Origin of the sequence: Nonomuraea glycinis, from assembly GCF_035920485.1 — a bacterium.
Classification (GTDB): domain Bacteria; phylum Actinomycetota; class Actinomycetes; order Streptosporangiales; family Streptosporangiaceae; genus Nonomuraea; species Nonomuraea glycinis.
The window spans coordinates 8,426,566-8,440,223 of the sequence record NZ_CP109166.1 but is presented as its reverse complement, the minus strand read 5'-3'; the positions used below and the strand labels follow the sequence as shown (position 1 = coordinate 8,440,223).

At 72.6% G+C, this 13,658-nt stretch carries 14 protein-coding genes; 10 read left to right on the top strand and 4 right to left on the bottom strand.

Annotated elements, in window-relative coordinates; translation table 11 throughout:
- Positions 1 to 297 precede the first annotated feature (297 nt).
- Positions 298 to 1,002, top strand: coding sequence for an alpha/beta fold hydrolase (locus tag OHA68_RS39710; protein ID WP_327104820.1), 705 nt, complete (start codon positions 298 to 300; stop codon positions 1,000 to 1,002).
- Positions 1,003 to 1,102: 100 nt separating this feature from the next.
- Here OHA68_RS39710 and OHA68_RS39705 read toward each other — a convergent pair whose 3' ends face one another.
- Positions 1,103 to 1,954 carry a metallophosphoesterase family protein gene (locus tag OHA68_RS39705; protein ID WP_327104819.1) on the bottom strand — a complete coding sequence of 284 codons (852 nt, stop codon included), beginning with the start codon at positions 1,952 to 1,954 and terminating at the stop codon, positions 1,103 to 1,105.
- A 226-nt stretch (positions 1,955 to 2,180) separates the two neighbouring features.
- Between OHA68_RS39705 and OHA68_RS39700 the strand changes: the two genes are divergently transcribed.
- The 4 genes from OHA68_RS39700 to OHA68_RS39685 all read left to right on the top strand — a co-directional run bounded on the left by OHA68_RS39700 (position 2,181) and on the right by OHA68_RS39685 (position 5,601).
- Positions 2,181 to 2,894 (top strand): 4'-phosphopantetheinyl transferase family protein, encoded by a 714-nt coding sequence (locus tag OHA68_RS39700; RefSeq protein WP_327104818.1) that lies wholly within the window; start codon positions 2,181 to 2,183, stop codon positions 2,892 to 2,894.
- 156 nt (positions 2,895 to 3,050) lie between these two features.
- Complete coding sequence (locus OHA68_RS39695) at positions 3,051 to 4,238, top strand: thiolase family protein (protein ID WP_327104817.1); 1,188 nt, start codon at positions 3,051 to 3,053, stop codon at positions 4,236 to 4,238.
- Positions 4,235 to 4,912: a 3-oxoacid CoA-transferase subunit A gene (locus OHA68_RS39690; RefSeq protein ID WP_327104816.1), complete on the top strand. Its 678-nt coding sequence runs from the start codon at positions 4,235 to 4,237 to the stop codon at positions 4,910 to 4,912. The genes OHA68_RS39695 and OHA68_RS39690 overlap by 4 nt, the downstream gene beginning before the upstream one ends.
- On the top strand, positions 4,909 to 5,601 hold the full coding sequence (locus OHA68_RS39685; RefSeq protein ID WP_327104815.1) for a 3-oxoacid CoA-transferase subunit B: 693 nt from the start codon (positions 4,909 to 4,911) through the stop codon (positions 5,599 to 5,601). The genes OHA68_RS39690 and OHA68_RS39685 overlap by 4 nt, the downstream gene beginning before the upstream one ends.
- 1 nt (position 5,602) lies before the next feature.
- Here OHA68_RS39685 and OHA68_RS39680 read toward each other — a convergent pair whose 3' ends face one another.
- Both OHA68_RS39680 and OHA68_RS39675 read right to left on the bottom strand, forming a co-directional pair.
- On the bottom strand, positions 5,603 to 6,553 hold the full coding sequence (locus OHA68_RS39680; protein WP_327104814.1) for an alpha/beta hydrolase: 951 nt from the start codon (positions 6,551 to 6,553) through the stop codon (positions 5,603 to 5,605).
- Positions 6,554 to 6,621: 68 nt separating this feature from the next.
- Entirely contained in the window at positions 6,622 to 7,836 is a 1,215-nt protein-coding gene (locus OHA68_RS39675; RefSeq protein ID WP_327104813.1) for an acyl-CoA dehydrogenase family protein, read from the bottom strand.
- A 39-nt stretch (positions 7,837 to 7,875) separates the two neighbouring features.
- Here OHA68_RS39675 and OHA68_RS39670 point away from each other — a divergent pair, with 39 nt between their 5' ends.
- Positions 7,876 to 9,018, top strand: a complete 1,143-nt coding sequence (locus OHA68_RS39670; protein ID WP_327104812.1) for an acyl-CoA dehydrogenase family protein — start codon at positions 7,876 to 7,878, stop codon at positions 9,016 to 9,018.
- An 89-nt stretch (positions 9,019 to 9,107) separates the two neighbouring features.
- On the opposite strand, the gene OHA68_RS39665 is transcribed toward OHA68_RS39670, so the two are convergent.
- Entirely contained in the window at positions 9,108 to 9,854 is a 747-nt protein-coding gene (locus OHA68_RS39665; protein WP_327104811.1) for an SDR family oxidoreductase, read from the bottom strand.
- A gap of 73 nt (positions 9,855 to 9,927) precedes the next feature.
- On the opposite strand from OHA68_RS39665, the gene OHA68_RS39660 reads away from it, so the two are divergent.
- From OHA68_RS39660 to OHA68_RS39645, 4 genes are read left to right on the top strand one after another with little or no spacing between them, the layout of a single operon-like run.
- On the top strand, positions 9,928 to 10,677 hold the full coding sequence (locus OHA68_RS39660; RefSeq protein WP_327104810.1) for an enoyl-CoA hydratase family protein: 750 nt from the start codon (positions 9,928 to 9,930) through the stop codon (positions 10,675 to 10,677).
- Complete coding sequence (locus OHA68_RS39655; protein WP_327104809.1) at positions 10,674 to 11,531, top strand: CoA transferase subunit A; 858 nt, start codon at positions 10,674 to 10,676, stop codon at positions 11,529 to 11,531. The genes OHA68_RS39660 and OHA68_RS39655 overlap by 4 nt, the downstream gene beginning before the upstream one ends.
- Entirely contained in the window at positions 11,528 to 12,280 is a 753-nt protein-coding gene (locus OHA68_RS39650) for a CoA-transferase subunit beta (RefSeq protein ID WP_327104808.1), read from the top strand. Before OHA68_RS39655 ends, OHA68_RS39650 begins: the two co-directional genes overlap by 4 nt.
- A complete protein-coding gene (locus OHA68_RS39645; RefSeq protein ID WP_189143681.1) occupies positions 12,277 to 13,341 on the top strand; it encodes an NAD(P)H-dependent flavin oxidoreductase in 1,065 nt (354 codons plus the stop codon). The genes OHA68_RS39650 and OHA68_RS39645 overlap by 4 nt, the downstream gene beginning before the upstream one ends.
- The last annotated feature ends 317 nt before the right edge of the window (positions 13,342 to 13,658 follow it).

Sequence of the window (13,658 nt, the reverse complement as noted above, 5' to 3'; positions counted from 1 at the left end):
GTGCTCCCTTGGCCGGCAGGTCAGGTGGCGACGCGACGTCCATGGCCGGCCATGGCACGGACAAGCGGTGACGACCAGGAGCACTGGTGCGCACTCGGCGTGTCAAAGCACCGATCGTCGTTGACGCGGCGGGGTGCTGTGTTTAATGTCATGCTACCAAACGACACGGCGTTTCATCATGCGGCACAAGGGGTTCCCATGGCAGGAGCACGCAGGACTGCGACGAACCGTCAGGTTCAGCGTTCGGGCGACACGACGATTCGATACACGATCAGCGGTCCGGCGGACGGGACCACCTTGACCCTGATCCATGGCTGGGGTTGCAACCGCACCGACTTCGACGCGATCACCGGCTACCTTCCCGACCGCTGTCGCGTCATCGCGATCGATCTCGCCGAGCACGGCGAGTCGCGCTCGACGCGGGACATCTGGACGATGGCGGAGTTCGCTCACGACGTGGCGGCGGTGCTGGAGGCCGAGTCGGTCGACACGTGTGTCGTGGCCGGGCACTCCCTCGGCGGGGCGGTCGCCGTCGAGGTCGGCCGGCTGCTTCCCGACACGGTCACGCACGTGGTCGCGCTCGACGCGCTGCACTACGTCTTCCTGTTCGGCGCGCTGGACGAGCAGCAGACGCAGGAGATGCTGCGGCCACTGGACGACGACTTCGCCGGACTGGTGCGCGGCATGGTCGAGGCGGGCTCGCCGGCCGGCACCGATCCGGCCCTCAAGGACGCGTACTTCCAGAAGATCGTCTCCATGCGCCAGCCGGCGGGCAGGCGGGCGTTCGAGGGCCTGGTGCGCTGGAACATGGAAGAGGCGCTGGCCGAGGCGAAGCAGCCGATCACGGTGTTCGGGGTGCGGGACCTGGTCACGCGGGAGGCGATCGATCAGCTCGGGGACCGCGTCGACGTCGTGCTCGTCGACCTGGGGAGCCACCACTTCCAGGTGGAGGCTCCCGAGGGAACGGCCAAGCTGCTGTGGGCTGCATGCGATAGCAAGTAGAACGCTGGGCGAGTGCGCCGAATCGCTGGACCGGGTGATGGCGATCCTCGCCCGCTTCCATCGCCGGATCGAGGGCGCCGCCGCCAATCCGGGCGCCCGCTCAGTCGAACACCCGGCGGAGCGTCCCCGGTGGGGTGCTCCGCGGACGCCACTCGCGCGGATAACCGACCGACACCTCCTCGAAGCGGACGCCGTCGTGCCAGGTGGTCCGGGGGATGTGCAGGTGCCCGTAGACGGCGACCGCGGCCCGGTAGCGCAGGTGCCAGTCGGCGGTCCGCTCGGTGCCGCACCACTGGGCGAACTCCGGGTAACGAAGGATCCGGGTGGGTTCGCGTACCAGGGGATAGTGGTTGACCAGCACGGTCGGCAGGGTGTCGTCGAGGTCGGCCAGCCGCCGCTCGGTCTCGGCCAGCCGGGCCCAGCACCAGGCCTCCCGGCTGGGGTACGGGTCGGGGTGGAGCAGGATCTCGTCGGTGCACACCACGCCCGTCTCGTAGGCGTGGTCCAGCGACGCCTCCTTGGTGGTCAGGCCCGGCATCCGGAAGGAGTAGTCGTAGAGCAGGAACAGCGGCACGACCGCGACCGGGCCGCCCTGCCCCGTCCACACCGGATACGGGTCCTCCGGGGTGACGACGCCGAGCTCGCGGCAGGACTCCACCAGGCGGCGGTAGCGGGCCTCGCCGCGCAGTTGGACCGGGTCCTCCCGGGGCGTCCACAGTTCGTGGTTGCCCGGTGCCCAGATCACCTTGGCGAACCGGCCGGCGAGCAGGCCCAGGGCCCATTCCACGTCGGCGAAGAGCTCTCCGACGTCACCGGCTACGATCAGCCAGTCGCCGTCGTGCTCGGGCTTGATCCTCTCGACGATCTCACGGTTCTCCTTGTAGGCGACGTGCAGGTCGCTGATCGCGAACAGTGCCGGGGCTTCCACGGCCGAAGGCGTCGGGGCTTCCACGGGCGAAGGCTAGGCGAGGCTCCCGCCGACCTCAACCCCCTGCCGTCATCCAGTACGTGAGCCCCAGGGTTGTCTCGCGCCGATCGGTCTGGGTACCGTGCTGCTGGCCGGTGATTTCCCGCACCGTCGCCGACGCGCGGTCGACATCAACGAGGTGACGAGCGGTGGGGCAGGTGTTCTCGCTGGTTCTCAGCCGGAAGATCAGCGTGACCGGAGACGCGGCGGAGTGACGCGCGATGGCGGCACCGCGCACCGGGACGGGTTGAACGACCCGCTGTCCACGACCGGACTGCTCGCCCAGGTCCTGCCCGCGCAGGCGCTGACCGCCGAGGTGTACGCCGATCCGACCGGTGTCGTGCTGTTCCCGGACGAGGAGGCGGTGATCGCGCGCGCGGTGGACAAGCGCCGCCGTGAGTTCGCCACCGTCCGGCACTGCGCCCGTGCCGCGCTGGAACGACTCGGGGTGACGCCCGGCCCGATCCTGCCCGGCGAGCGTGGCGCGCCGCGCTGGCCGGCGGGGGTCGTCGGCAGCATGACCCACTGCGCCGGCTTCCGCGGCTGCGCGGTCGCCCACGCCGGTCACCTGCGCACGATCGGCCTCGACGCCGAGCCGGCCGAGCCGCTGCCCGACGGCGTCCTGGACGCCATCGCGCTGCCGGAGGAGCGGTCCGGCCTCCGCCGCCTGGGACCGGGGGTCCCGTGGGACCGGCTGCTGTTCAGCGCGAAGGAATCGGTCTACAAGGCCTGGTTCCCGCTCACCCACCGGTTCCTGGAGTTCGACCAGGCCCGGATCGAGCTGGATTCGGCCGGCGGGTTCACCGCGACACTGCTGGTGGCGCCGCCGAGCACCGTCATCGGCCCGCTGACCGGGTTCACCGGCCGCTGGATCCACCGCGACGGCCTGCTGATCACCGCGATCGCCGTCCCCGCCCAGATCTGACGCCGCGACAAGCACGTACGGGTATGCCCGCGCGATGGACCTCATCGCCGATCGAGCCGGCCGAGATCGGCGCCTGGGCCGGTCGTGTCGGTGGGCTACTCTACAGACGTTCATAAAGAGGACAAGTGTTCGCATAGCGAACAGTTGGAGGACGGTATGGGCTCCGCCTTCGTCTACGCCGCGGCGCGTACACCCTTCGGCAGGTTCAACGGCGCGCTGGCCGGCGTGCGGCCCGACGACCTGGCGGCCACCGCCCTGCGGGGCGCGCTGGCCAAGGTCCCGGCGCTGGATCCGGCCGCGATCGGCGACGTCGTCTGGGGCAACGCCAACGGCGCGGGTGAGGACAACCGCAACGTCGGCCGGATGGCCGTGCTGCTCGCCGGCCTGCCGGTGAGCGTGCCCGCCACCACGGTGAACCGGCTGTGCGGGTCCAGCCTGGACGCGGCCATGATGGCGTCGCGGACGATCGAGAGCGGCGACGCCGACGTGGTGGTGGCCGGCGGCGTGGAGTCGATGACGCGCGCCCCGTGGGTGCTGCCCAAGCCCTCGCGGGCGTTCCCGGCCGGCGACGTGACCGCCGTCTCCACCACGCTCGGCTGGCGCCTGGTGAACCCGAGGATGCCCAAGGAGTGGACCGTCTCGCTCGGCGAGGCGAACGAGCGACTGCAGGAGAGGTACGCCATCTCCCGCGAGCGGCAGGACGCCTTCGCGGCCCGCTCGCACGTGCTGGCCGACGCCGCCTGGAACGCCGGGTTCTACGACGACCTGGTGGTGCCGGTCGAGGGCGTGGACCTGGCACGCGACGAGGGGATCAGACCCGGCTCCACCCCGGAGACGCTCGCCGGCCTCAAGCCGGTCTTCCGGCCCGACGGCACCATCACGGCCGGCAACGCCTCGCCGCTCAACGACGGCGCTTCGGCGGTCGTGCTCGGCTCGGCGGCGGCCGCGAGCCGGATCGGCGCCGACCCGATCGCCCGCGTGGCCGGGCGCGCCGCCTCGGCCCTCGAACCGCACCTGTTCGGGTACGCGCCGGTGGCCGCCGCCGACCAGGCGCTGCGCCGGGCCGGCATCGGCTGGGACGACGTCGGGGCCGTGGAGCTGAACGAGGCGTTCGCCGTGCAGTCGCTGGTCTGCGTGGACGCCTGGAAGATCGACCCGGAGATCGTCAACACCAAGGGCGGCGCCATCGCCCTCGGCCATCCCCTCGGCGCCTCCGGCGGCCGCGTCCTCGGCACCCTCGCCCACGTGCTCGCCGAACGGGGCGAGCGGTGGGGGGTCGCCGCCATCTGCATCGGCGTCGGCCAGGGGCTGGCCGTCGTCCTCGAGAACGTGAACGCCTCATGACGGCCATCACCGAAGACCCCGGCGAGGCCGTCGCCGGGATCGCGGACGGCGCCACCGTGCTCGTCGGCGGGTTCGGCATGGCGGGCATGCCGGTCACGCTGATCGAGGCGCTGATCCGGCAGGGCGCCACGGATCTGACCGTGGTCAGCAACAACGCGGGCAACGGCGACACCGGCCTGGCCGCCCTGCTCGCCGCCGGCCGGGTGCGCAAGATGATCTGCTCGTTCCCGCGCCAGAGCGACTCCTGGGTCTTCGACGGCCTGTATCGGGAGGGGCGGATCGAGCTGGAGGTCGTCCCGCAGGGCAACCTCGCCGAGCGGATGCGCGCCGCCGGCGCCGGCATCGGCGCGTTCTTCAGCCCCACCGGCGTCGGCACGCTGCTGGCCGAGGGCAAGGAGCGGCGCACCATCGACGGCCGGGAGTACGTGCTGGAGTATCCGATCAAGGGTGACGTCGCGCTCATCGGCGCCTACCTCGGCGACCGGAGGGGCAACCTCGTCTACCGCAAGACCGCCCGGAACTTCGGGCCCGTCATGGCGACGGCGGCGACGTTGACGATCGCCGAGGTGCGCCGGGTCGTCGAGCTCGGCGAGCTGGACCCCGAGGCGGTCGTCACGCCCAGCATCTACGTGGACCGGATCCTGGACCTGAGCGCAGCGGAGGCCGGCTCATGACGTTCCCCATCCCTCCGGCGGGCCGGACCGTCGAGCACCTGGGCCGCGGTCCGCTCGGCCGCGACGAGCTCGCCGCCGTGGTCGCCCGCGACATCCCGCGCGACTCGTTCGTCAACCTCGGCATCGGCCAGCCGACGACGGTGGCCGACCATCTCGCCGCCGACTCCGGCGTCATCCTGCACACCGAGAACGGCATGCTCGGCATGGGCCCCGCCGCGTCGGCCGACGAGGTGGACCCCGATCTGACCAACGCCGGCAAGATCCCGGTCACCGAGCCGCCCGGCGCGGCGTACTTCCACCACGCCGACTCCTTCGCCATGATGCGCGGCGGCCACCTGGACGTCTGCGTGCTCGGCGCCTACCAGGTCTCCGAGCGCGGCGACCTGGCCAACTGGCACACCGGCGCCCCCGACGCGATCCCCGCCGTCGGCGGCGCCATGGACCTGGCCATCGGCGCCAAGGACGTGTTCGTCATGATGACGTTGTTCGCCAGGGACGGCTCACCCAAGCTCGTCCGGGAGTGCACCTATCCGCTCACCGGCCTGGCCTGCGTCAGCCGCCTCTACACCGACCAGGCGCTCTTCCAGATCGGCCCCGGCGGGGTCACGGCGGTCGAGACGTACGGCACGACCGTCGACGAGCTCGCCGCCCGGCTCGACGTCACGGTGCGCCGGCTCGACGAGCGGTAGCTCAGGCGAGGGCCCGCCGGAGCGCGTCGAGCCGGTGGGCCCAGATGCGCTGTGACAGGGCCGCCTCGGGGGCGAACATCTCCGAGGCGTGATAGGAGCCCGGGTGGACGTGCAGCTCGGTCGGCACGCCCGCCTGCATGAGCCGCTGAGCGAACGCGACGTCCTCGTCCCGGAACAGGTCGACGGTGCCGACGTCGAGGTACGCGGGCGGCAGACCGGCCAGGTCCTCGGCCCGGGCCGGGGCGGCGTACTGGTCGGCGTCCTTGCCGCCGAGGTACCAGGCCCAGGCCTCGATGTTGGTGGCACGGTCCCACAGCCCGATGTCGGTGACCTCATGGCTGGACGGCGTCTCGTTCCGGTCGTCGATCATCGGGTAGATCGGCATCATGAACGACAGCGCGGGCCCGCCACGGTCGCGTGCCAGGAGCGCGGTGCCGATGGTCAGCCCGCCGCCGGCGCTGCCGCCGTAGATCGCCAGCCGCTGCGGGTCGATGCCCAGCTCGGCGGCGCTCTTCGCGGTCCACACCAGGCCGGCGTAGCAGTCCTCGACGGGGGCGGGGTGAGGGTGCTCCGGGGCGAGCCGGTATTCGACGGAGACCACGACGGCGCCGACCGCGTCGCAGATCTTCGTCGCGACGTTGTCCTCCGAGGTGAGGTCGCCGAGGATCATGCCGCCGCCATGGATGTAGTAGAGGCCGGGCAGCGGGCCCGCCTGGTCGACCGGCCGGTAGATCCGCACGGTGATGTCGGGAGCCCCGTCAGGGCCGGGTACGGTCCGGTCCTCCTTGGTGACGTTCGGGTTGTCGGGCACCTCGACGGCGAGCGCCATGGCAGCGGCGGCGGCCCGGCGCTCGGTGATGTCGGGGATGCTCTGGAGTCCTTCGGGCATCATGGCGCGCATCGCGTCCAGGGGGATGCGGCTCGCAGGGTCGATCAGGTCGCGACGGGACATGGGAGTCCTCTCTGGACGAGCAGGGCGGGTGCCGACGGTGTGACCTTACAAGAGCGATATGACGATGATCACTCGTCGAGCACGTGGGCGGCCAGCCGGGCCCGGTGCCAGGCCGGCGAGCCGAACAGGGCCGCCGCCGCGTGGGCCCGCTTGAAGTGCAGGTGCGCCTCGTGCTCCCAGGTGAAGCCGATGCCGCCGTGCAGCTGGATGGTCTCGGCGGCCACCGCCGCGTACGCCTCCGCGCAGTACGCCTGGGCCGTGGCCGCCCGTACCCCGAGGTCGGGTGCGTCGTCGGCGAGCGCGCGGGCGGCGTCGCGGCTGACCGATCGGGCGGATTCGACCAGGACGTACAGGTCGGCCAGCCGGTGCTTGATCGCCTGGAACGAGCCGATCGGCCTGCCGAACTGCTCCCGGACCTGCACGTACGCGAGCGTCATCTCCAGGCACCGGTCGCTGCCGCCGAGTTGTTCGGCGCTGAGCGCGGTCGCCGCCACGGCGAGCAGCCGTTCGAGGACGCGCCGCCCGTCGGCGGCGATCAGCCGGGCGGGCGCGGCGTCGAACCGCACCCGCGCCTGCGGCCTGGTGCGATCCAGCGTGACAAGCGACTCCACCCGGACACCGGGGGCAGCGGGGTCCACAAGATAAAGCCCAAGCCCGCCGCCCGCATCGGCCCCGTGCCCGCCGCCCGCATCGGCCCCGTGCCCGCCGCCCGCACCGGCGACGAGGCCGCTGACCGCGCCATGGGCGGCGGGGCGCCCGTCGGGAGTTCGGGCGGGCACGATGAACAGGTCGGCGCGGGCGCCGTCGAGCACATGCTCCTTGACGCCGGTCAGCCGCCCGCCCACCACCTGGGCGCGGATCGCCGCCGGATCCCAGGTGCCGCCCTCGGCCCAGGCCAGCGCCCCGACCCGGCTACCGTCGGCGAGACCGGGCAGCGCGCCGGTCGCGCCGCTCACGCTGTCGGCGGGGCTGGGCTGCGTGCTGGTCGCGCCGCACGCGAGGAGGGCTTGAGTGGCGAGTACGGCGGAGCCCAGGTAGGGCAGGGTGGCCACGGCCCGGCCCAGCTCTTCGCACACCACCTGGGTCTCGGCCAGGGTGCAGCCCACGCCGCCGTGCTCCTCGGGCACGGCGAGGCCGAACGCGCCCACCTGGTCGGCGAGCAGCCGCCAGATGGTCTCGTCGTAACCGGCCTCGGCGTCCGGCGCGGGCCGGGACGGGGGAGTGCGCGCCAGGAGGGTGCGCACGGTGCTCCGCAGCTCCTCCTGCTCGTCCGTGGTGATCACACTCGTATTATCTAACAAGTGCTTGGTAGGGTGCCAGGTGTGACGTTCAGGGCGGAGGTCCGGGCCTGGCTGCGGGACAGTCTGACGGGTGAGTTCGCCGAGGCGCGCGGGCTGGGCGGGCCGGGGCGCGAGCACGAGGCGTTCGACCTGCGGCTGGCCTGGGAGCGGCACCTGGCCGCGGCCGGCTGGACCTGCCTGGGCTGGCCCGAGGAGCACGGCGGCCGGGGCGCGAGCATCGCGGACCAGGTCGCCTTCCACGAGGAGTACGCCTTGGCCAGGGCCCCCGCCCGGGTGAACCACATCGGCGAGAACCTGCTCGGCCCGACCATCATCGCGTTCGGCACCGACGAGCAGCGTGCGCGGTTCCTGCCGCCGATCGTGGCCGTGCGCGAGCTGTGGTGCCAGGGCTACTCCGAGCCCGGCGCCGGCTCCGACCTGGCCGGCGTACGGACCCGCGCCGAGCTGGACGGCGACCGGTGGCGCGTCACCGGGCAGAAGGTGTGGACCTCCCTGGCGGTGGAGGCCGACTGGTGCTTCGCGCTCTGCCGTACCGAGCCGGGCTCCACCCGCCACCACGGCCTGTCCTACCTGCTCGTGCCGATGCGGCAGGACGGGGTGGAGGTCAGGCCGATCGTCCAGCTGACCGGGACGAGCGAGTTCAACGAGGTCTTCTTCGACGACGCCGTGACCGGCGCCGCCGACATCGTGGGCGCGCCGGGCGACGGCTGGCGGATCGCCATGGCCACGCTCGGCTTCGAACGCGGCGTGGCCACCCTCGGCCAGCAGGTGGGCTTCCGGCACGAGCTGGAGGCCGTGATCGAGGCGGCCCGCCGGACGGGCGCGATCGACGATCCGCTGCTGCGCGACCGGCTCGTACGCTCGTGGATCGGCCTGCGGGTGATGCGGCTCAACGCGATCCGCACCATGGAGGGCCCGCCGGGGCCCGAGACGTCCATCTCCAAGCTCGTGTGGGGCGTGTGGCACCGGGAGCTGGGCGAGCTGGCCATGGACGTGCTCGGGGCCGGCGGAATGATCGCCGACGGCCCGCCGTACGAGCTGAGCGACGCGCAGCGGCTCTACCTGTTCTCGCGTGCCGACACGATCTACGCCGGATCGAACGAGATCCAGCGCGGCATCATCGCCGAACGCGTCCTCGGCCTGCCCCGCGAGGCCCGTCCCTGACCCTGGGCCCGCCGTGCGTGCCCGGCTTCGGGCGTGACGCGGCGAGGCGTCGTGCTTCGGACCGCTGCCGACGGCCGCCGGAGCCGGGGTCAGCTGCGCGTCGCCAGGTAGCGGGCCGGGAACTCGCCTCCGCCGTGCACCGCGAGGTCCGCGCCGGTGAGGTAGGAGGCCGCGTCGCCGGCCAGGAAGAGGCAGGCGTTCGCGACGTCGGCCGGGACCGCCGGCCGCCCCATCGGGATCACCCCGGCCACGGCCGCGCCGCCGTCCTCGCCGTAGGCGGAGGCCATCGGGCCGGCGGTGACGTGGTTGACCCGCACCTTCGGCGCCCACTCCAGCGCCAGCGCCCTGGTCAGCGTGAGCAGCCCGGCCTTGGCCGCCGAGTAGGCGGCGGTGCCCGGCTGGGGGTGCACGGCGGAGACGCTGCCGATGTTGATGATCGACCCGCCGCTGTCCTGGGACCGCATCACCTGGTTGGCGGGCTGCGCCACGTAGAACGGGGCGAGCAGGTTCAGCGCCACGACCCGCTCGACGAACCTGGGCGAAACGGTCGCCGCGTCCGCGTCCGGAGAGCCGCCGGCATTGTTGACCAGCACGTCGAGCCGCCCGAACCGCTCGACGACCTGCTCCACCAAATGCACGGCGGCCGCCGGGTCCCGGACGTCCGCCACGACGAAGCAGGCGGTCCTGCCGCCTGCGGTCGGCGGAGCGGTCGGGTCGGTTCTGCCGCACACCACCACGTCGGCGCCCGCGGCGAGGAACGTTCGCGCGATCACGTACCCGATGCCCTTGGTGCCGCCGGTCACCAGCACCGTGCGACCGGTGAAGTCCACGCTCATGCCCAGGGTCTCCTCGCGCTGTCCTCGTTGACGAGCTATTGTTTCTAACAAATGTTAGGTCGAAAGGCGGCTCATGGGAATCTCTGCCCACAGCCCCGGCCAGGGCATCGCCGAGGTCGTCATGGACGTGCCGCCGGTCAACGCGCTCACCGTCCAGGGCTGGTTCGACCTGGCCGACGCCGTGCGGGCCGCCGGGCGCGACCCCGCGAACCGCGTCGTGGTGCTGCGCGCCGAGGGCCGCGGCTTCAACGCCGGCGTCGACCTCAAGGAAATGCAGGCCGCCCGCGGCTTCGAAGCGCTGGTGGGAGCCAACCGGGGCTGCTACGCCGCGTTCGCCGCCGTCTACGCGTGCGAGGTCCCGGTGATCGCCGCCGTGCACGGGTTCTGCCTGGGCGGCGGCATCGGGCTGGCCGGCAACGCCGACATCGTGATCGCCTCCGACGACGCCTACTTCGGGCTGCCCGAGGTCGAACGGGGCGCGCTCGGCGCCGCCACCCACCTGGCCCGGCTGGTGCCCCAGCACCTGATGCGCGCCATGGTCTACACCTGCCGCAACGTCACCGCCGCCGAGCTGCACGCCTTCGGCTCCGTCCTGGAGGTGCCCCCCCGCGACGGGCTCCGCGCGGCCGCGCTGGAGGTGGCCGCCACGATCGCCGCCAAGGATCCGTACGTCATCCGCCGCGCGAAGGAGTCGCTGAACGGCATCGACCCGATCGACGTCAACCGCAGCTACCGCTACGAGCAGGGCTTCACCTACGAGCTCAACCTGATGGGCGCCGGTGACCGCCACCGGGACGCCTTCCTCACGGAAGGAGGCCGATGATGGGCGCCGTGATGCAGGTCGAGGAGGTCGTCGCCGCGCTGGAGAGCGGCATGACGATCGGGATCGGCGGCTGGGGCTCGCGGCGCAAGCCGATGGCGCTGGTCCGGGCACTGTGCCGGTCGGCGCTGCGCGACCTGACCATCGTGTCCTACGGCGGGCCGGACCTGGGCCTGCTGTGCGCGGCGGGCAAGGTCCGCCGGGTCGTCGCGCCGTTCGTGACCCTCGACTCGATCGCCCTCGAACCGCACTTCCGCACCGCCCGGCAGCGCGGGACCGTCGAGTTCACCGAGTACGACGAGGGCATGTTCATGTTCGGCCTGCTCGCGGGGGCGCACCGGCTGCCGTTCCTGCCGACGCGGGCCGGGCTCGGCTCCGACGTCCTGCGGGTCGACCCCGCCCTGCGCACCGTACGCTCCCCGTACGCCGACCAGGAGGAGCTGGTCGCGGTGCCCGCGCTCACCCTGGACGCCGCGCTGGTGCACCTGGACCTGGCCGACACCCGCGGCAACGGCCGCTACCTCGGCCCAGACCCCTTCATGGACGACCTGTTCGCCAAGGCCGCCGCCCGCTGCTACCTGTCCTGCGAGCGGCTGGTGCGGCCCGGCGAGCTGGGCGGCCCGCCGCAGACGCTGCTGCTCAGCCGCATGCACGTCACCGGGGTCGTCGAGACGCCCGGCGGCGGCCACTTCACCGACCTCGGCACCGGGCGGGACGAGGCGTTCCAGCGGTACTACGCCACCTCGGCGGCCGACCCCGAGCGGTGGGAGGCCTTCGCCGGCCGGTTCCTGTCCGGCGACGAGCGGGCCTACCAGGAGGCCGTACGCCGATGGCACCAGGAACAGGAGACGCGATGAGCGCGAGCCGGGCGGAAGTGTGCGTGGTCGCCTGCGCCGAGGCGTGGCGCGGCGACGGCGAGGTGCTGGCCGCGGCGATGGGCACCTGCTCGATTCTGGGGGCCAGGCTGGCCCGGCTGACGTTCGAACCCGGCCTGCTGACGACGGACGGCGGCGCGCTGCTCACCACCGAGCCGGTGCCGATCGGCGCGCCCGCCGGCCCGGTCGAAGGGTGGCTGCCGTTCCGCGAGCACCTGTGGCTGGTGCAGAACGGCCGGCGGCACGTGATGATGGGCGCCTCACAGATCGACCGGCACGGCAACACCAACATCTCCGCCATCGGCTCCTGGGAGCGGCCCGCCTCGCAGCTCCTCGGCGTCCGCGGCGCGCCCGGCAACACGATCGCCAACCCGACGAGCTACTGGATCCCGCGCCACACCACCCGCGTCTTCGTGCCGAAGGTGGACGTGGTCAGCGGCGTCGGCGCCGACCGCGCCGCCGCGCTCGGCCCCGTGGCGGCGCGCTTCCACGACCTGCGGCGCGTGGTGACCGACCTCGCGGTCCTCGACTTCGGCACGCCGGACGGGACGATGCGGCTGGTCTCCACTCACCCGGGCGTGCCCGTCGAGCAGGTCCTGGCCGCCACCGGCTTCGCCCTCGCCATCGACGGCGACGTACCGGAGACCCGGCAGCCGACGGTCGAGGAGCTCCGCCTGATCCGCGAGGTCCTCGACCCACGGTCGGCGCGTGACCGCGAGGTCCGGACATGACGAGGCAGGTGCTGGACACGCCGCTGACCCGGCTCACCGGGGTGCGGCATCCCGTCGTGCAGACCGGGATGGGCTGGGTGGCGGGCCCCCGGCTGGTCTCCGCCGTGGCGCGCGCGGGTGGGCTCGGCATTCTCGGCTCGGCCACCATGAGCCTCGGCGAGCTCGCCGCCGCGATCAAGGAGGTCCGCGCCCGCACCGACGAGCCTTTCGGGGTCAACCTGCGCGCCGACGCCGCCGACGCGGGCGACCGTATCGACCTGCTGATCAGAGAGCGGGTACGGGTCGCCTCGTTCGCGCTGGCCCCGCGCCGAGAGCTGATCGCCCGGCTGAAGGACGCCGGGGTCGTGGTGATCCCGTCGGTGGGCGCGCGGCGGCACGCCGAGAAGGTCGCAGCCTGGGGCGCCGACGCCGTGCTGGTCCAGGGCGGCGAGGGCGGCGGGCACACCGGCCCGATCGCCACCACGCTGCTGCTGCCCCAGGTCGTCGACGCGGTCGGCATCCCGGTCATCGCGGCCGGCGGCTTCTTCGACGGGCGCGGGCTGGCCGCCGCCCTCGCGTACGGCGCGGCGGGCATCGCCATGGGCACCCGGTTCCTGCTGACCTCCGACAGCACGGTCCCGGACGCGGTCAAGCGGACCTACCTCGCCGGGGCCGAGACCGTGGTCACCCGCCAGGTGGACGGCCTGCCGCACCGCGTCCTGCGTACCCGGCTGGTGGACGGCCTGGAAGTGTCGGGCCCGGTGACCCGGACGATCCGGGCGCTGCGCAACGCCGCGCGGTTCAAGGCGGTCTCCCGGATGTCATGGCCGGAGCTGATCCGGGACGGGCTGACCATGAAGCGCGGCAAGGAACTCACCTGGTCGCAGGTGCTGATGGCGGCCAACACCCCGATGCTCCTGAGGGCCGCGATGGTGGACGGCCGCCCCGACCTCGGCGTGCTGGCCTCCGGCCAGGCGGTGGCGGTCATCGACGACCTGCCCTCCTGCGAGTCCCTGATCGACGCCATCGTCACCCGCGCCGCCGCCGCGATCCGCGACCTCGACGCGCACCTGCCCCACTGAGCGCCATGCGCCTGTCCGGGGACGCTCCTTCACATCCGGGAGGTCTCGGCGATGGCGGCAGGAACGCCGCCGCGCCGACGCGGACACGACGAGCGTCGGTTTCGGCGCAAGCCGCTTGAGCGAAGACCAGACTCAAGTGAGCTTCGGTGAGTATTCGTCCGGCTGATTCTTCGGCATGGGAGTGACCGCTGTCGCCTATTCGCCCAGCGCCGGGGGCGGTGATGAGAACTTTATGGATGGATTCCTGCCATCGTGTCGATCTGGCGGAAATTTCCTTGGCAAAGCCAGAGATCGATCTAGACCCTTGATTCTGGCAT

Coding starts and splice junctions, on each gene's coding strand:
- OHA68_RS39645 (WP_189143681.1), top strand. CDS start 12,277: ATGACGAGGCAGGTGCTGGACACGCCGCTGACCCGGCTCACCGGGGTG.
- OHA68_RS39695 (WP_327104817.1), top strand. CDS start 3,051: ATGGGCTCCGCCTTCGTCTACGCCGCGGCGCGTACACCCTTCGGCAGG.
- OHA68_RS39660 (WP_327104810.1), top strand. CDS start 9,928: ATGGGAATCTCTGCCCACAGCCCCGGCCAGGGCATCGCCGAGGTCGTC.
- OHA68_RS39690 (WP_327104816.1), top strand. CDS start 4,235: ATGACGGCCATCACCGAAGACCCCGGCGAGGCCGTCGCCGGGATCGCG.
- OHA68_RS39655 (WP_327104809.1), top strand. CDS start 10,674: ATGATGGGCGCCGTGATGCAGGTCGAGGAGGTCGTCGCCGCGCTGGAG.
- OHA68_RS39680 (WP_327104814.1), bottom strand. CDS start 6,553: ATGTCCCGTCGCGACCTGATCGACCCTGCGAGCCGCATCCCCCTGGAC.
- OHA68_RS39650 (WP_327104808.1), top strand. CDS start 11,528: ATGAGCGCGAGCCGGGCGGAAGTGTGCGTGGTCGCCTGCGCCGAGGCG.
- OHA68_RS39665 (WP_327104811.1), bottom strand. CDS start 9,854: ATGAGCGTGGACTTCACCGGTCGCACGGTGCTGGTGACCGGCGGCACC.
- OHA68_RS39685 (WP_327104815.1), top strand. CDS start 4,909: ATGACGTTCCCCATCCCTCCGGCGGGCCGGACCGTCGAGCACCTGGGC.